Annotated in this window: 13 protein-coding genes; 12 read left to right on the top strand and 1 reads right to left on the bottom strand. The window is 56.0% G+C overall.

Going from position 1 to position 15832, the window contains the following annotated elements; all coding sequences use genetic code 11:
* Positions 1 to 146: 146 nt before the first annotated feature.
* On the bottom strand, positions 147 to 1970 hold the full coding sequence (gene glmS, locus JG746_RS35155; RefSeq protein WP_199202104.1) for a glutamine--fructose-6-phosphate transaminase (isomerizing): 1824 nt from the start codon (positions 1968 to 1970) through the stop codon (positions 147 to 149).
* An 844-nt stretch (positions 1971 to 2814) separates the two neighbouring features.
* Here glmS and nusG point away from each other — a divergent pair.
* The 12 genes from nusG to JG746_RS35095 all read left to right on the top strand — a co-directional run bounded on the left by nusG (position 2815) and on the right by JG746_RS35095 (position 15768).
* Positions 2815 to 3381: a transcription termination/antitermination protein NusG gene (nusG, locus tag JG746_RS37965; protein ID WP_446721229.1), complete on the top strand. Its 567-nt coding sequence runs from the start codon at positions 2815 to 2817 to the stop codon at positions 3379 to 3381.
* A 355-nt stretch (positions 3382 to 3736) separates the two neighbouring features.
* The gene (locus JG746_RS35145) at positions 3737 to 5020 is read left to right on the top strand and encodes a sugar transferase (protein ID WP_244731001.1); all 1284 of its coding nucleotides are present in this window, start codon (positions 3737 to 3739) and stop codon (positions 5018 to 5020) included.
* Positions 5021 to 5068: 48 nt separating this feature from the next.
* Positions 5069 to 6355 carry a lipopolysaccharide biosynthesis protein gene (locus JG746_RS35140; RefSeq protein ID WP_202359570.1) on the top strand — a complete coding sequence of 429 codons (1287 nt, stop codon included), beginning with the start codon at positions 5069 to 5071 and terminating at the stop codon, positions 6353 to 6355.
* A gap of 32 nt (positions 6356 to 6387) precedes the next feature.
* The gene (gene pseC / locus JG746_RS35135) at positions 6388 to 7548 is read left to right on the top strand and encodes a UDP-4-amino-4,6-dideoxy-N-acetyl-beta-L-altrosamine transaminase (RefSeq protein WP_199202100.1); all 1161 of its coding nucleotides are present in this window, start codon (positions 6388 to 6390) and stop codon (positions 7546 to 7548) included.
* Positions 7545 to 8246, top strand: coding sequence for a pseudaminic acid cytidylyltransferase (gene pseF / locus JG746_RS35130; RefSeq protein WP_199202099.1), 702 nt, complete (start codon positions 7545 to 7547; stop codon positions 8244 to 8246). Before pseC ends, pseF begins: the two co-directional genes overlap by 4 nt.
* 30 nt (positions 8247 to 8276) lie before the next feature.
* Positions 8277 to 9365 carry a UDP-2,4-diacetamido-2,4,6-trideoxy-beta-L-altropyranose hydrolase gene (pseG, locus tag JG746_RS35125; protein ID WP_342216570.1) on the top strand — a complete coding sequence of 363 codons (1089 nt, stop codon included), beginning with the start codon at positions 8277 to 8279 and terminating at the stop codon, positions 9363 to 9365.
* Positions 9358 to 9888 (top strand): UDP-4-amino-4,6-dideoxy-N-acetyl-beta-L-altrosamine N-acetyltransferase, encoded by a 531-nt coding sequence (pseH, locus tag JG746_RS35120; protein ID WP_244730999.1) that lies wholly within the window; start codon positions 9358 to 9360, stop codon positions 9886 to 9888. The genes pseG and pseH overlap by 8 nt, the downstream gene beginning before the upstream one ends.
* On the top strand, positions 9885 to 10946 hold the full coding sequence (pseI, locus tag JG746_RS35115; protein WP_199202097.1) for a pseudaminic acid synthase: 1062 nt from the start codon (positions 9885 to 9887) through the stop codon (positions 10944 to 10946). The genes pseH and pseI overlap by 4 nt, the downstream gene beginning before the upstream one ends.
* A complete protein-coding gene (locus JG746_RS35110) occupies positions 10943 to 12406 on the top strand; it encodes a capsular polysaccharide export protein, LipB/KpsS family (RefSeq protein WP_199202096.1) in 1464 nt (487 codons plus the stop codon). The genes pseI and JG746_RS35110 overlap by 4 nt, the downstream gene beginning before the upstream one ends.
* 77 nt (positions 12407 to 12483) lie before the next feature.
* Complete coding sequence (locus JG746_RS35105; protein ID WP_199202095.1) at positions 12484 to 13650, top strand: glycosyltransferase family 4 protein; 1167 nt, start codon at positions 12484 to 12486, stop codon at positions 13648 to 13650.
* Between the two features lie 18 nt (positions 13651 to 13668).
* Positions 13669 to 14697 carry a polysaccharide biosynthesis protein gene (locus tag JG746_RS35100; RefSeq protein ID WP_199202094.1) on the top strand — a complete coding sequence of 343 codons (1029 nt, stop codon included), beginning with the start codon at positions 13669 to 13671 and terminating at the stop codon, positions 14695 to 14697.
* 180 nt (positions 14698 to 14877) lie between these two features.
* Positions 14878 to 15768, top strand: coding sequence for a dTDP-4-dehydrorhamnose reductase family protein (locus tag JG746_RS35095; RefSeq protein WP_199202093.1), 891 nt, complete (start codon positions 14878 to 14880; stop codon positions 15766 to 15768).
* Positions 15769 to 15832: the final 64 nt, after the last annotated feature.

Raw genomic sequence — 15832 nt, 5'->3', positions numbered from 1 at the left:
ATTTCATTCTGCTCCTGCGAAGGTCTTCACCTGACCGCCCGACCCAAATTTGGGCCGAACCCGGTGTGGGGCAGGGGTCACATTGATTGCGCACGATTGCATCAGCTAGAACGACGACTGCATCGAACGCTGGGTTGAAAGGCCTGCTATTCCACGGTCACTGATTTCGCCAGGTTACGCGGCTGATCGACGTCCAAGCCCATGAAGTCCGCGGTGAAATAGGCGAGCATCTGGATCGGCAGTGCATAGATGATCGGCGAGACGATTTCGGGCACCTCGGGCAGGATGATCGTCTCCATGGTCTTCACGCTCGCCTGCGCCGCGCCCTTGCAGTCGGTGATCAGGATGATCTTGCCGCCGCGCGCCGCCACTTCCTGCATGTTCGAGACGGTCTTTTCGAATATCCGGTCATAGGGCGCGATGACGATAACCGGCATGTTCTCGTCGATCAGTGCGATCGGCCCGTGCTTCAGCTCGCCGCTGGCATAGCCCTCGGCGTGGATGTAGGAGAGCTCCTTGAGCTTCAGCGCGCCTTCCAAGGCGAGCGGGAAGTTGGTGTCGCGGCCGAGATAGAGCACGTCCTTGTAACGGGAAAGCTCGCGCGAGATGCGCTCGATGTGCTCATCGAGCTTCAGCACCTGGCTGGCAAAGCGCGGCGCCTCGGAAAGCTCGCGCACCAATTGCTTTTCCTGCTCGCGCGAAATCGTTCCGCGCGCTACGCCCGCCCGCAATGCCAGCGAGGCCAGCACCGATAACTGGCAGGTGAAGGCCTTGGTCGAGGCGACGCCGATTTCAGGCCCGGCAAGCGTCGGCAGCACGACGTCGGATTCGCGCGCCATGGTCGATTCGCGCACATTGACGACGGCGCCGATCTTCATGCCGGCCTTGCGGCAATAACGCAGCGAGGCCAGCGTGTCGGCGGTTTCGCCGGATTGCGAGATGAAGAAGGCCGCGTCACTAGTCGAGAGCGGCATTTCACGGTAGCGGAATTCCGAAGCAACATCGATGTCGACCGGCAGCCGCGCATAGCGCTCGAACCAGTATTTGCTGATCAGGCCGGCGAGATAGGCGGTGCCGCAGGCGGAGATCGCCAGCCGGCCGATCTTGGCGAAGTCGAACGGCAGTTCCAGCGGCTTCGACACGCCGGAGACGAAATCGATATAATGCGCCAACGTGTGCGAGATCACCTCCGGCTGCTCATGGATTTCCTTTTCCATGAAATGCCGGCGATTGCCCTTGTCGACCATGAAGCTGGTCGACAGCGATTGCTGGCGCTTGCGCGCGACCTCGTTGCCGTCGATGTCGTAGATGGTCACGCTGTCGCGGCGCACCACCGCCCAGTCGCCGTCTTCCAGATAGGTGATCGAATTGGTGAAGGGCGCGAGCGCAATCGCGTCCGAGCCGAGGAACATCTCGCCGTCGCCATGGCCAACAGCCAGAGGCGGGCCGTTGCGGGCGCCAACGATGAGATCCTCGTCGCCCTTGAACATGATCGCCAGCGCGAAGGCGCCTGAGAGCCGCTTCAGCGCCTGGTGCGCCGCCTCGACCGGCTTCAGTCCCTTCGCCAGTTTGCGCGCCACCAGATGCGCGACGACCTCGGTGTCGGTTTGCGACGAGAAGCTGTAGCCGTCACGAGTGAGATCGGCGCGCAACTCGGCGAAATTCTCGATGATGCCGTTGTGAACGATGGCGACGCCGTTGGAAAAATGCGGATGCGCATTGGTTTCGTTCGGCACGCCGTGGGTGGCCCAGCGCGTGTGACCGATGCCGATCGTGCCGTCGAGCGGCTCTTCCTCAAGCCGGCGCTCGAGGTTGATCAGCTTGCCTTCGGCGCGGCGGCGGCCGAGCTCGCCCTTTTCGATGGTGGCGACGCCGGCCGAGTCATAACCGCGATATTCCAGGCGCTTCAGCGCGTCGACGATCAGCGGCGCGACCTGCTGCTGGCCGACAATTCCGATAATACCGCACATGCAGACAGCTCCTGAGCTTCGAACAATAAGATAAGATACTCATCAGTGACATGGCAGCAAGCCACCCGTGTTATGGCGAAGATAGACCCAATACGTACTCCACCAGCAACTATCACGGTAGCGGCATAGCATCTGTTTAGTAGCAAGCACTCCGACGTAACTCATCACCGACGGCTAAATAAGCGTCACGCGCGCCAGAATTACAGCTCACATAATAGAGATTCTTGACAGAAACGTGACACAGATAGGATTGTTTCCAACCACGCAAAGCACCCCCTCTAATAACCTCATCCATTTAGTGCAATCTATGCTGTATCGCGTCCCAAATTGTCCAACAATTGAAGACTTTCACCCCAAATTGTGACACGATTGAAATAATTCAATCGAGTACCGCAGAGCAGTCCGTGATTAACTGCTCCAGACAACGCAAAGGCAAAGGCCTAGGCTTACGCACTCCGGCAGCGTGCCATTTGTTCACGTCCATATTACTTAATCGATTGTACCGCCGAGACGGACCAGCCGACCCTTGCTTTTAGCGCCCAAGCATCATATCGCTCCCCACCGACGCGCAACAAGCCGCTCCGTTCGCACATCTTGCATAATTCTGCAATACCAGAGGACACAACGCACAGATTGACTCCCATATAAGTATGGCGCAGACAGTAAGGCAATCCACAAGAATGGCTCCACGGTAAATTAGAAAACTCTTATCTCATTGTCCGAAACGAAAAGTATTTTATACCTTTCCAGATCCCAAAAAATTCTTAGAAGAAACAGTTCTTGCCAGTCTGTATGACGTGCCGTAAAGCCACGACCTGTCGCATAAAAGAGAGCTTACAGTAGTATGTTGATCCGATCTGAGCAGACAAACACAAAGCAAAGTGCTTCGCAGAAACGGCCGGTCCCCGCTATTGGTGCCAGCTGGTATGTGGCCAGCGTATTCCCAGGAAAAGAGGCCATAGCCGAGCAACATCTACTCAGACAGGGATTTGTTTCATTCGTTCCGCGCGCGCAGCGAACAGTTCGTCACGCCCGGCAGCTTTCCACTCGAGCCGCGGCATATTTCCCCGGGTATATGTTTGTCGCCTTAGACGTTAACCAGCAACGCTGGCGCTCAGTCAACGGAACTATCGGCGTTCGCTCTTTGATCATGCAAGGGGATAGGCCTTCGCCGGTCCCTCTTGGCTTGGTCGAGCGGTTCATTGCTTTGAGTGGCAAGGATGGCCTGCTTGATTTCAGCGGTGGCCTCAAGCCAGGATCTTCGGTTCGAATTCTATCGGGGCCCTTTGCCGAGTTGATAGGCCGTCTTGATCGGCTAGATTCAACGGGACGGGCCCGGGTTCTGGTCGCCATCATGAATGGCGAAATTCCTATAGATCTTGCGTCCAGCGGTCTTGTCGCAATTGCGTGATCAAAGCGCGTTATAGATCGGTGCTCGTTCCCCTTGTTACATGTGAAAACTTCCGGCTTCACCCGGGAGTGCGGTAGCCGTGGGCTAGCACATTCACCATTGGATATTGTCGTGCGGGCGAGAAAAAAGCAACGTTTGCGCGCACCGCCTGACGAACGACGTTCAACGAGCGGGAAAGACCGCAAAGGCCACTAACGACCTGCACGGAAAACCTACGTTGCTCTTATCGCGATAGTCGCGACCAAAGAAAACCGCAGCGCTGGTTAGATAACCGGCGGCCGCGAGGACGTGTTTGATTTTAACCTGGCCACAACGAGAGCAGTTGCCAGAAGGTCAAATCGCCGGACGCCCACACATGAATATGAACATACGCGCCATCAATTTACCAAACCAAAGACATCTGCTGCTGCGGATGCGCTTTCAACTGGTCGGTGGCCTGATGTTTGCCGTCCTGGTTCCTGCCCTTATCCGAACGTCAGTTGGCTTCGGCGTGATCTATTCTTCTAACATGCAGATCACGATTGCCGCCGCGATCATGGCCCATATCACAGGCTACATGTTATACCGCAGGATCGCGAATTTTCCTGGGGTAGCGGCAGCTGGATACATTCTACCCACCTTTGCTTTAGCCTACGGCCTCGTGTTTTTGACCATTTTCTTTTTTCGGATCGACTACAGCCGGTTCCAGGCGGCCGCGAGCTTCCTTCAGTCGACATTTTGGTACTTCGCGCTAAGCGTCGTGACGCGACGGCTCGAGCCATATCGACTGGCTGTAATTCCTGGGGGGAACGTGCATCGGCTCGGAAACATTCCCGGCGTGGCTTGGCATTGGATTCGTTCGTCTGACGAAGTTGTAAAACATGCGAGCGGGGTGGTCGCCGACCTCCGGGCCGATCTTTCAGACGAGTGGGAGCGATATATTGCCGATCGAGCGCTTTCTGGCACGCCGGTCTATCACATCAAGCAGGTCAGCGAGTCGCTGACAGGGCGTGTCGAGATCGAGCACCTATCAGAAAACACTCTCGGCTCTCTAAATCCGAACCAAGCCTATTTGAAGATAAAACAGGTGATTGACTGGATTGCGGCATTGGCAATTCTGGTGCTTCTTTCTCCGGTTCTTTTGTTGGTCGGCGCGTTAGTCAGACTTGATTCAAGCGGAGCGGCGTTGTTTAAGCAAGAACGAATGGGCTACAGAGGGAACGTCTATAAGGTCTACAAATTTAGGACAATGAGAGCAGGTTCTCGCGTTGCCGATGATAAAGAGCAGGCAATTACAAAAGACGGTGACGCGCGTATCACTCGATTAGGGCGATTCCTGAGAAAGTCGAGAATTGACGAACTGCCCCAAGTTATCAACATCTTGCGGGGAGAGATGAGCTGGATAGGACCTCGACCCGAGGCGCTTGTGCTGTCCAGGTGGTATGAGGCGGAGCTCCCGTTTTATAGATACCGACATATCGTTCGACCGGGAATTACTGGCTGGGCGCAAGTTAATCAGGGTCATGTGGCGGCTGTTGGAGAGGTACTGGAAAAACTCCATTACGATTTCTACTACATCAAGAACTTCTCCCCGTGGTTGGATCTGCTAATCGTTTTTCGAACGATTAGAACAGTCCTCACCGGCTTTGGCGCTCGTTGAATGGCCGAGAGTGCGAGTCCAGACCGACGCCGGTCGTTGAAAATCGCATTGGCGCCCCTGCTGCTGGGAAATGAGCGTTTGGTTGCCGGGGCGGCCCGTCTGCTGAACATTGGTTTGCGTTTTGGCACCCTGTTGACCCGGTTTCTGTTTGTATTCTTCCTCGCCAGGTACGTCGAACCGACGTCTGTCGGGTACTACGGGCTTTTCACAGCAACGATCATTTACGGTCTATATTTGGTCGGTTTGGATTTTTATGTCTTCCTTTCGCGAGAGATTCTGACGGTATCTGAAGACCAGCGAGGAGCCATGTTAAAGGGGCAGCTGGCTTTATGTGGTCTTCTATACCTGATTGTACTGCCAACCTTTGTCCTGGTTCTAATGCGTATGGGTTGGTCAGTGTCCTTGCTCTGCTGGTTCGCTCCTATTCTGGCACTGGAACATTTCAACCAGGAAGTATCCCGGCTGCTCATCGTGTTGTCGGATCAGGTTGCCGCGAGCATAACGTTGTTCGTCCGCCAGGGCAGCTGGGCGATCGCGGCCGTAGCCCTGATGATCGCATATCCAGACGGTCGGAATCTCAACGTCATTATGGTGCTCTGGGTATGTGCGGGCCTCGCAGCGGGAGCACTGGGTATTTGGAGGGTAAAGCAACTTCCGATTGGCGGGTGGTCAAGGCCGATCGATTGGCGTTGGGTCCGAAAAGGGATCTCGGTTAGCGCGGCGTTCCTCGTTTCGACCCTTGCCTTGCGTGGTATCCAGACAGCCGATCGATATTGGATGGAGGGCCTGGGTGGCATTGAAACGGTCGGCGCCTATGTGTTGTTCCTCGGGGTTGCCAGCACACTGATGGTCTTTCTGGATGCCGGCGTCTTCTCGTTCAGCTACCCAGCGCTGATCAGTCATAGCCACAAGCGGGAATATGATCTTGCCCGTGCGACTGTTCGGCAGATGTTCTTTCAGACATTGGCTATTTCGGTCGCGTTTGGCTTCGTAAGCTGGACGTTGCTGCCATACTTGCTCCATTGGGTTGACAAGGCAGTCTACCAGGACGCTTTTGGCCTATACCCGTGGGTCGTGCTTGCAGCAATCACAAATGCCGTCGGCATGGTGCCTCACTATGCCCTGTACGCCCGCGGGGTCGACAAGCCCATCATCTACAGCCACATCGCTGCATTGCCGGTGTTTGTCATATCCACCTGGTGCCTAAGCAAAAGCCACGCCGAACTGGCTGTTCCGATCAGCATGACGATCTCGTTCACTCTGATCATGATCTGGAAAGCGGTCGCCTACCAGCTGCTCGACAGGAATCACTCAACGCCAAAGTCAACGGCATAATTCAAACTTTTGCTCAAATACGGGCCAAACCTATGATCCGCTACGGACAACAAGATATCACACAGGCTGACATCGATGCCGTTGTTGGCGTTTTGAAGTCCGTCAACCTTACTCAAGGGCCCAACATCCCGAAGTTTGAGCGGAGCGTGATGGCGCGCACTGGTGCCAGGCATGCGGTCGCCGTCAACAGCGCCACCTCGGCACTCCACATCGCCTGTCTGGCGTTGGATCTCGGACCCGGCGATTTTCTCTGGACCACGCCGAACACGTTTGTGGCCACGGCGAATTGTGCGCTCTATTGCGGCGCTCAAGTGAGCTTCGTGGATATCGACCCGCGTACCTATAACCTCTGTCCAAAGGCCCTGGAGCAAAAGCTTATCGAAGCTGAAAGGGTCGGCCGCCTGCCGAAGATTGTGGCCCCTGTCCACCACACCGGCCAGCCATGCGATATGGAGGCCATTCACGCCCTTGGTGAAAAGTACGGGTTTAAGATCCTCGAAGATGCCTCCCACGCCATCGGCGCTCGTTACAAGGGGGAGCCCATCGGAAGCGGTCGATACAGCGACATCACCGTGTTTAGTTTCCATCCCGTAAAAATCATCACCACCGCTGAAGGCGGGATGGCTTTAACCAACAATGATGAATTGGCAACGCGCTTGGGCCTCCTGCGAAGCCACGGCATCACGCGAGAGCCGGAGCTCATGACGCAGCTCATGGATGGCCCTTGGTATTATCAACAGGTCGCTCTCGGCTACAACTACCGAATGACGGACATGCAGGCTGCGCTAGGCGTGAGCCAAGTTGCTCGCCTGGCCCATTACGTAAAGCGGCGACACGAGATCGCCGACCGTTACAATACGCTCTTGGCCAACCTGCCATTGACGCTGCCGTGGCAACATCCAGACAGCTACTCCGCCTACCATTTGTATGTGATCCGGCTACAGCTGGAGAACATAGGCGTGTCGCATCTAGAGATCTTCGAGGCGCTGCGCGCCAAGGATATCATGGTCAACCTCCATTACATCCCGGTGCATACCCAACCCTATTACCAGAAGATGGGTTTCCGGGACGGCGACTACCCAGAGGCTGAGCGCTATTACCGGGAGGCTATCAGTATCCCCATGCACCCGGCATTGACCGACGCGGACCAGGAGTTCGTGGTTGAGGTCCTGCGCGAGGCCATGGAGGCATGAGGCTCGCCGTGATTCCGGCGCGGGGCGGTTCAAAGCGCATCCCCCGCAAAAACATCCGCACTTTTGGCGGTCTGCCGATCGTTGCGTGGTCGATCCGCGCAGCCAAACAGAGCGCCTGTTTCGACCGTATCATCGTCAGCACGGACGATGGTGAGATCGCCGAGGTGGCAAAAGAATACGGCGCAGAAGTGCCTTTCATGCGCCCGAGTGAACTGTCTGACGACCACACTGGAACTGTTCCCGTCGTGGCACACGCCATCCGATGGCAGGCGGGGGAGGGAGCTCCTGCCAGTGAGGTCTGTTGTATCTACGCCACTGCGCCATTTGTGCGGGCGAGCGACGTGCGACGGGGCCTGGAGATGCTTCGGGCGACCGAGGCCGACTTCGCCTTCTCAGTGACGAGCTACGCCTTTCCCATTCACCGGGCGTTGCGGATCACGGCAGGCCAACGCTTGGCAATGTTCCAGCCTGAGCATCTTGGGAGTCGCTCTCAAGACCTTGAGGAAGCCTGGCACGACGCCGGTCAATTTTACTGGGGTCGCTCAGAGGCATGGCTCGAGAACAAGCCTGTGTTCGGCGAAGGCAGCGTCCCAGTGCTCTTGCCACGCCATCGTGTGCAAGACATCGACACACCCGAGGATTGGATGCGTGCGGAGTATATGTTCCGGGTTCTGAACCCGGACACAGGATCGGAATGATCCAAAATTGTCCCACAGTGAATGAAACGCATGCAGATCGCCTTTCGAACTGATGCCTCGATCGAGATTGGCACGGGTCATGTCATGCGCTGTCTCACGCTGGCTGACGCGCTTCGCGAGCGCGGCGCGGAAAGCCTGTTCATTTGCCGCCTACACAATGGCCACCTTATGAACCTCATAGCAGAGCGCGGCTATACGGCCGTCGCGCTCCCCAAACCGCCTGCGGACGGCATTAAGGCGTGCGCGGTTCCACCCCATGCCTACTGGCTGGGGACGGACTGGGCTCGAGATGCCCAGGAAACGCGCCAGGCCATCGGGGCGGTGGACTGTCTGGTCGTGGATCATTACGGGCTAGACTGCCGCTGGGAGGAAGAACTTCATCCTGCCTGTCGACACCTGATGGTCATCGACGACTTGGCTGACCGCCCGCACGATTGCGATCTGTTGCTCGACCAGAGTCTCGGCCGCACGCGAGGGGACTACGATGGCCTCCTGGGCGACCACGCCATCACGTTGTTCGGACCGAACTATGCGCTTCTTCGACCCGAATTCGCGAAGCTGCGCGCAGCGAGTCTAGCTCGTCGGGTCCAACCGAAACTCGAGCATCTGCTCGTTACCATGGGCGGTGTAGACAAGGAGAACGTCACGGGCTCTGTGTTGGACGCGCTCGATGAGGGGACCTTGCCCCCGAATGTCCGGATTACGGTTGTCATGGGGCCGCACGCGCCCTGGATAGATCAGGTGCGTGTCCGTGCGGCCGCAATGCGCTACCCGACTCGAGTTCTCGTCGGTGTGAGCGACATGGCCCGCTTGATGGCCGAAAGCGACCTTGCGATCGGCGCGGCCGGAAGCACGTCCTGGGAGCGCTGCTGCATGGGCCTGCCCAGCTTTGTGTTGGTGCTGGCGGACAACCAACATCCCGTTGCCGAGGCGCTACAAGTTTCAGGGGCCGTCGTGGCCCTGCAGAAGCCTTCGCAAGTTGTAACGCACTTGGAGGAGCGCCTGGTGTCAGGGACGGTTAGTCAGTTTCTCCTTGATCTAAGCAACGCAGCCGCAAGGGTCACTGACGGAGAAGGCGTTGCCCGGACCGCCGATCGAATGGTCTGTGAACATGTCTGAGCTGTGCCGCGTTCGCGCGATGATCGTTGATGACCTGCCTATGGTTTTGGCATGGCGAAATCATTGGGACGTGCGTCGTTTCATGTTTACTCAGCACGAAATCGGCCTGGACGAGCACCGCAATTGGTTCTCCCGGCTGTGCCATGACGAAACTCGCCGGTTGCTGATAGCTATGGTTGGAGAAGTCCCTATCGGCTACGTCCAGTTCGACAATGTCGCTGACGACGGGGTGTCGAACTGGGGATTTTATGCCGATCCCAAGGCAACAAAAGGAACCGGCAAAAAGCTCGGTTTCGCGGCGCTGACTTATGCATTCGGTGAATTGAACCTGCATAAGGTCTGCGGCCAAGCGGTTGATTTCAACACGGCCTCTATCGCGCTGCACGAACGTTTGGGTTTTGCTCAGGAGGGTGTATTGCGGGAGCAACAACGGATCCAGGGGTCGTATCGTTCCATCGTTTGCTTTGGGTTGCTGAAAAGCGACTGGATTGTCCGAATGATACCTCTTGGAGAACCCAATTGAACTGTATCCAGATCGCCGGGCGTCTGATCGGCCCGGACCAGCCCCCCTATGTCATTGCCGAACTGTCCGCCAACCACAACGGCAGAATCGAAACGGCGCTACAGATCGTCGAGGAGGCCAAAAAGGCCGGAGCAGATGCCGTCAAGCTGCAGACCTACAAACCCGATACGATCACGCTCGATAGCGATGGCGAGGAATTCCGCATCAAAGGCGGTTTGTGGGATGGGCGAAGACTCTACGATCTCTATGAAGAAGCGCATATGCCGTGGGATTGGCACAAGCTCCTCTTCGACCATGCCCGCAAGGTGGGCACGACCATCTTCAGCTCGCCTTTCGACAGTACGGCGATTGATCTCCTGGAGGATCTGAATGCGCCAGCTTACAAGATCGCCTCGTTCGAAGCTGTCGATCTGCCGTTGATCAAATATGCCGCCAGCACCGGCAAACCGATGATCATCTCGACTGGCATGGCGGATGCAGACGAAATCCAGGAAGCCATCGATGCTGCACGTGACGGCGGCTGCAGGGAATTGGCCATTCTGCATTGCGTCAGCGGCTATCCGGCCCCGGCCGATGACTACAATCTGCACACCATAGGCGACATGATTGACCGGTTCGGGCTGGTCACGGGCCTTTCTGATCATACGCTGGACAATACCACTGCCATTACCAGTGTGGCGTTGGGTGCCTCGATTATTGAAAAGCACTTCACCCTCGACCGCGGCGGCGGCGGCCCAGACGATAGCTTCTCACTGGAGCCTGCCGAAATGGCAGCATTGTGCGCCGGAGCGAAAACGGCCTGGCAGGCGCTCGGCAAGGTCGACTATGGGCGCAAATCGAGTGAGCAGGGGAACGTCAAGTTCCGCCGGTCGCTGTATTTTGTACGGGACCTGAAGGCAGGTGATGTCATCACTCGAGACTGCATACGCAGCGTACGACCAGGGTTTGGGCTAGCGCCTAAAAATCTCGAAGCAGTGTTGGGCCGTAAAGTGACCCGGGACGTTCGGTCGTCCACGGCCGTACTCCCGGAACTGATCGATAGCTGGCCGCCAAGATGAACATTCTGCTCCTGTCCAATAGTGCGCCGAACTATTTTCATTTTTTCAACGCGCTGGCGGCGCGTTTCAGCAACGACGGCGCCACCGTGGCGGTTGCGGTTGACAGCGCGTTTTCTCGCGAGGAGAACGGCTTGGATACCGCAGGCTTCGCTGCGATCTACGATTTCTCGACCTTCTTCGCCAGCCATCATGTCGATTTCGGTATTCTAGCCCGCTATGCCGAATATGATTTGAACTCCGCCCTGCTCTCTGACTTTGAGCGTGCGCAGGTCTATGGGGTCTGGGGAGATGATGCCGATCTTGAGTATTTCGATCGACTGAAAAGCGCGCTGCTATCATTTTTCGAGGAGATATTCGACAAGCATGGCACGGATCTCGTCTTGTATGAAAATGTCTCGAACACATTTTCGCATTTCGCACTCTTCGTGGCCCAGGAACGGCAAGCCGTTTATTTTGGTTTAGGCGCCTCGCGCCTACCCGGTCGGTTTTCGGTTACGGCAGATCCGCTGGCGGACAACTCTGTCGAGACGGCTTTTGCAGAAATTCGAAATGGTCAAAAGACCGTGGCGCCGGATGTTCACCGGTGGGTAGCGAGCTACATCGCCAACATCGAAACGATTGTTCCCGACTATATGAAAATCAATGGGTTGGAACGTATCGCCTTGTTTAAGCGGTACTTTAGACGAGACCGCATCAGTAAGATCAGGGCGCTGCTACGCCACGCGTCTGATAGCCGTACGAATTCGTTCCAGATCGGCAATCCCCTGCGCACACATGTAAGCCTCTTTCTGCGCAATGTGCGTCGCCGTCTTAAAGCCGGCAGGGTTCGCGACATGTATCAGCAAGCCGTGGCTGGTGAGCTATTTCTTCTATATCCGATGCACTTCCACCCCGAAGCTTCGACGTCGATCCTGGCTGGGGCCTACCTCGACGAATATGAAGTCATTCGCAACATTGCCTTCAGTCTGCCCGAGGGCGTCCGCCTATATGTCAAGGATCATATGAGCGCCTGGGCATACCCCTCGCTCGAATTTTACCAACGTATACGGTCTCTGCCCAATGTAAGGTTGCTGGGGCCGGACGAACCGACAAAGCAGCTCATCAAATCGTCTGTCGGGGTCATCACTCTCACAAGCACGGTCGGTTACGAGGCGCTTCTGCTTAAAAGGCGGGTGTTTCTGTATGGCCGTGTATTTTATGGATTTCACAAGGGCGTCATCCAGGTAGAAAACCCCGCCAATCTACGCCGCATCATCTCAGATGGCCTGACCTCTGCGACAAGCTGGGACGACCAGTACAATCACGATTTTGTCTGCGCCTATTGGCTATCGACCTTGCCGGGAACACTTAATCTTATGCTCGATCGTGAGCCAGCCGCTCAAGCTGCCGAGCATATCTACGGCGAATTAAGAAGGTCGGGGCAATTGCACGGGTTCCCGCCGATAAAGAGCGCAGCTTAAAGCTTAAAAGGCACGCCTAGATACAACTCTCGCCTCAAAGCGCGAGCGCTGGCAGGCGTATTGTTGCTTGTGTGGACATGAACAAGATCAAAGTTCTTTGTGTTGTCGAGTTTTATTTGCCAGGTTTCAAGGGTGGCGGACCAATTCGTACGCTTGCCAATATGTGCGAAGCTCTGGGCAGCAGCGTTGAGTTTTTGATTTTCACCAGGGATCGTGATCTGGGTTCCGACGAGCCGTATCCGGGAGTCCGTGTCAATAAGTGGCAGCGCTCGGCAAGTGGTTTGATATATTATGCCGACCCGAGCAAATTTAACGCCAGGCACATGGCCAAGGCGGCGGAGCCATATAGCTTCGATGTTCTATATCTGAACAGCTTCTTCGGATACAGATCGTCCATTTCGATGTATCTCAGCCAACGTTTTGTCCGGAGAAAGGGCGCGAACGTCTGCATTGCGCCACGAGGCGAATTTTCTGCCGGTGCGCTCTCGATCAAGCGTCTTAAAAAGGGGATCTATCTGAGCTGCGCCAGGCTGGTGGGACTGTATCGAGGTGTGCATTGGCACGCCTCCACCCCATTGGAAGCTGAGGATATTCAGCGTCAGTTTCCGTGTTCAACAGGGAAAATCCATCTCGCCGCCGACCCGGTGTCCGCGGCAAGCAAATATTCCAGGGTTTGGGAACATCCGCGAAAAACGGCGGGCCAACTGGCCATCGCCTTCATATCGCGAATCTCACCAATGAAGAATCTGGCTGGCCTCCTCGAAATTCTTTCCCGAGTGGACCGCAAGATCAAACTCAGCGTTTTTGGACCTATGGAGGACGCTGCCTACTGGCAGAACTGCCGGGCCATTATCAAACGGCTGCCTTCCCATATCACTGTCGAATATCGTGGAATGCTGGAGCCCCATGAAGTCTCCCCAACGTTCGCCGTATATGATCTGTTCGCGTTTCCCACCTTGGGGGAAAATTTCGGGCATGTTGTCTTTGAGGCTCTGCGCGCCGGTACCCCCGTCCTGGTCAGTGATCGGACACCTTGGCGGGCCGTCCCATCCGGCGCAATCACAGTAGTCCCCCTCGCTTCTATCGAGATATGGCGACAGCAAATAGCGGTCGCGGCGGACAGAGATTCCCAAGAACAACGATCGCTGCGAATGGCCGCGATTGAATTCGCCAAACGCTACGCCGCATCCGACCGGGCGCGAGCGGACACTCTGGAAATGTTCCGTTCTGTTGCAGCCAGTTGAAGTTAAAAAGGATCCTCGATGTTTACCGGCAAGACTCTCCTCATAACCGGCGGCACTGGTTCATTCGGAAATGCCGTTTTGCGGCGCTTTCTCGATTCCGATTTGGCTGAAATCCGCATCTTCAGCCGGGATGAGAAGAAGCAGGATGACATGCGCAAGAAATACAACAACTCCAAGGTCAAGTTCTATATTGGAGACGTGCGCGACTATCAGTCCGTCCTCAACGCCGTACGAGGGGTGAATTTCATTTATCACGCCGCGGCGCTCAAACAGGTGCCGTCCTGCGAATTCTACCCGCTTGAGGCCGTCAAGACCAACGTGCTGGGTACGGAGAACACTCTGGAAGCCGCCATAAACTGTGGTGTCGAGCGTGTGATCTGTCTGAGCACGGATAAGGCAGTGTATCCAATCAACGCCATGGGCATCAGCAAGGCGATGATGGAGAAGGTTATCGTCGCAAAGTCGCGCTCGAGCAACAGCACCGCCATATGCGCTACTCGCTACGGCAATGTCATGGCTTCGCGGGGCTCGGTGATTCCGTTGTTCACCAACCAGATTCGCGCCGGCCAGCCCATCACAATCACCGACGCGGCTATGACCCGTTTCATGATGACATTGGACGACGCGGTCGACCTGGTGCTCTACGCTTTCCAGCATGGCAACCCCGGTGAGATCTTCGTGCAGAAGGCCCCGGCCGCAACGATCGAGACTTTGGCTAGGGCCCTGACCGGCCTGCTGGGAGCCCCTGATCATCCGATCAGGATAATCGGTACGCGACACGGCGAGAAATTATTCGAGGCCTTGCTCAGCCGGGAGGAAAGAGTGGCTGCGGAGGACCTGGGCAACTACTATCGCGTTCCGCCGGATTTGCGTGATTTGAACTACGGAAAATTCTTCGAGCAGGGCGAGATCGAGATTTCGGAAGCGACAGACTACAATTCGCACAACACCACAAGGTTGGATGTCAAGGAGATGCAGGCATTATTGATGAAGCTTCGGTTTGTGCAAGCTATTGTCCGTGGCGAGCATGTCGAGCCCGAAGAGTGAGCCAGATGGACATGACATTGGTACCGTTTGCAACGGCTTCGGAAGGTTGGCCGTTTGGTCGCGGGCCAAGGGCGCCCGCGCCCAATACACAGATCTCCTGGCGATGGTTTTAGGTTCGCACCAGAAAAGGCGCTGCGTAACGTGAAGACGAACAGTATCCTTGTTCTGGGGGCTGGAGGGATGCTCGGAAACGCGGTCTTCCGGTTCTTCTCCGCCGATCATCGATATGAAACCGTTGGAACCCTTCGATCGTCCGCCAAAAAACACCATTTTCTGCCTCGCGAGCACGGCAGCCTCATATCCAACCTCGATGTTCGGAACGATGGAGATTTGACGGCCGTGTTCGCCGAGGCCCGGCCGGATGTCGTCGTAAACTGTGTGGGCATCATCAAGCAGCTTGACGCTTCGCGAAACCATCTCACCTCGCTGTCAATCAACGCGTCTCTCCCTCATCGCTTGGCGCAGCTTTCGCGCGTAGCTGGGGCTCGTTTGATACATGTGAGCACGGATTGTGTTTTCTCGGGTAGCAAGGGAAATTACCTCGAATCCGACTTTGCCGACGCGAACGATCTCTACGGGAGAACGAAGTTTCTGGGTGAGGTCGATTACCCGAATGCAGTGACGCTCCGCACCTCAATCATCGGTCACGAGCTAGAGAGCTCAAAAAGTCTGGTCGACTGGTTTTTGAGCCAGCAAGGCGAAGTCAGGGGCTACAAGAATGCCGTCTTCTCCGGCTTGCCTGCCGTCGAACTGGCGCGTGTGATCAAGGAATTTGTGATCCCTAATAACGACCTAAGAGGCCTTTTTCACGTTTCGGCTGATCCGATCAACAAATTTGATCTTCTTTCGCTTGTATCCAAGGCCTACGACAAGGAAATAGATATTATTGCCGATACGTCCGTCACCGTCGATCGCTCACTAAATTCCGGCTTATTTAGAAAAACGACGGGCTTTAAGCCAGATCCCTGGCCGGAGCTCGTGGCAGCAATGCACGAGAGCTACCTCAAGTATAACCAAGAGGTCGTTGGAAGTGAGGATCCAAGTGCGCCGAAACATCAGGATTGCTCGTAGGGGCCGCCAATTACAGTGCTTTATGGGAATTGCTAGGTAACTAGCTCAACGCATCCTCGGCATG

This window comes from Mesorhizobium sp. 113-3-3, assembly GCF_016756495.1.
Taxonomy (GTDB): Bacteria; Pseudomonadota; Alphaproteobacteria; order Rhizobiales; family Rhizobiaceae; genus Mesorhizobium.
The sequence above is the reverse complement of the archived record's forward strand: the minus strand, read 5'-3'. Positions and strand labels throughout refer to the sequence as shown.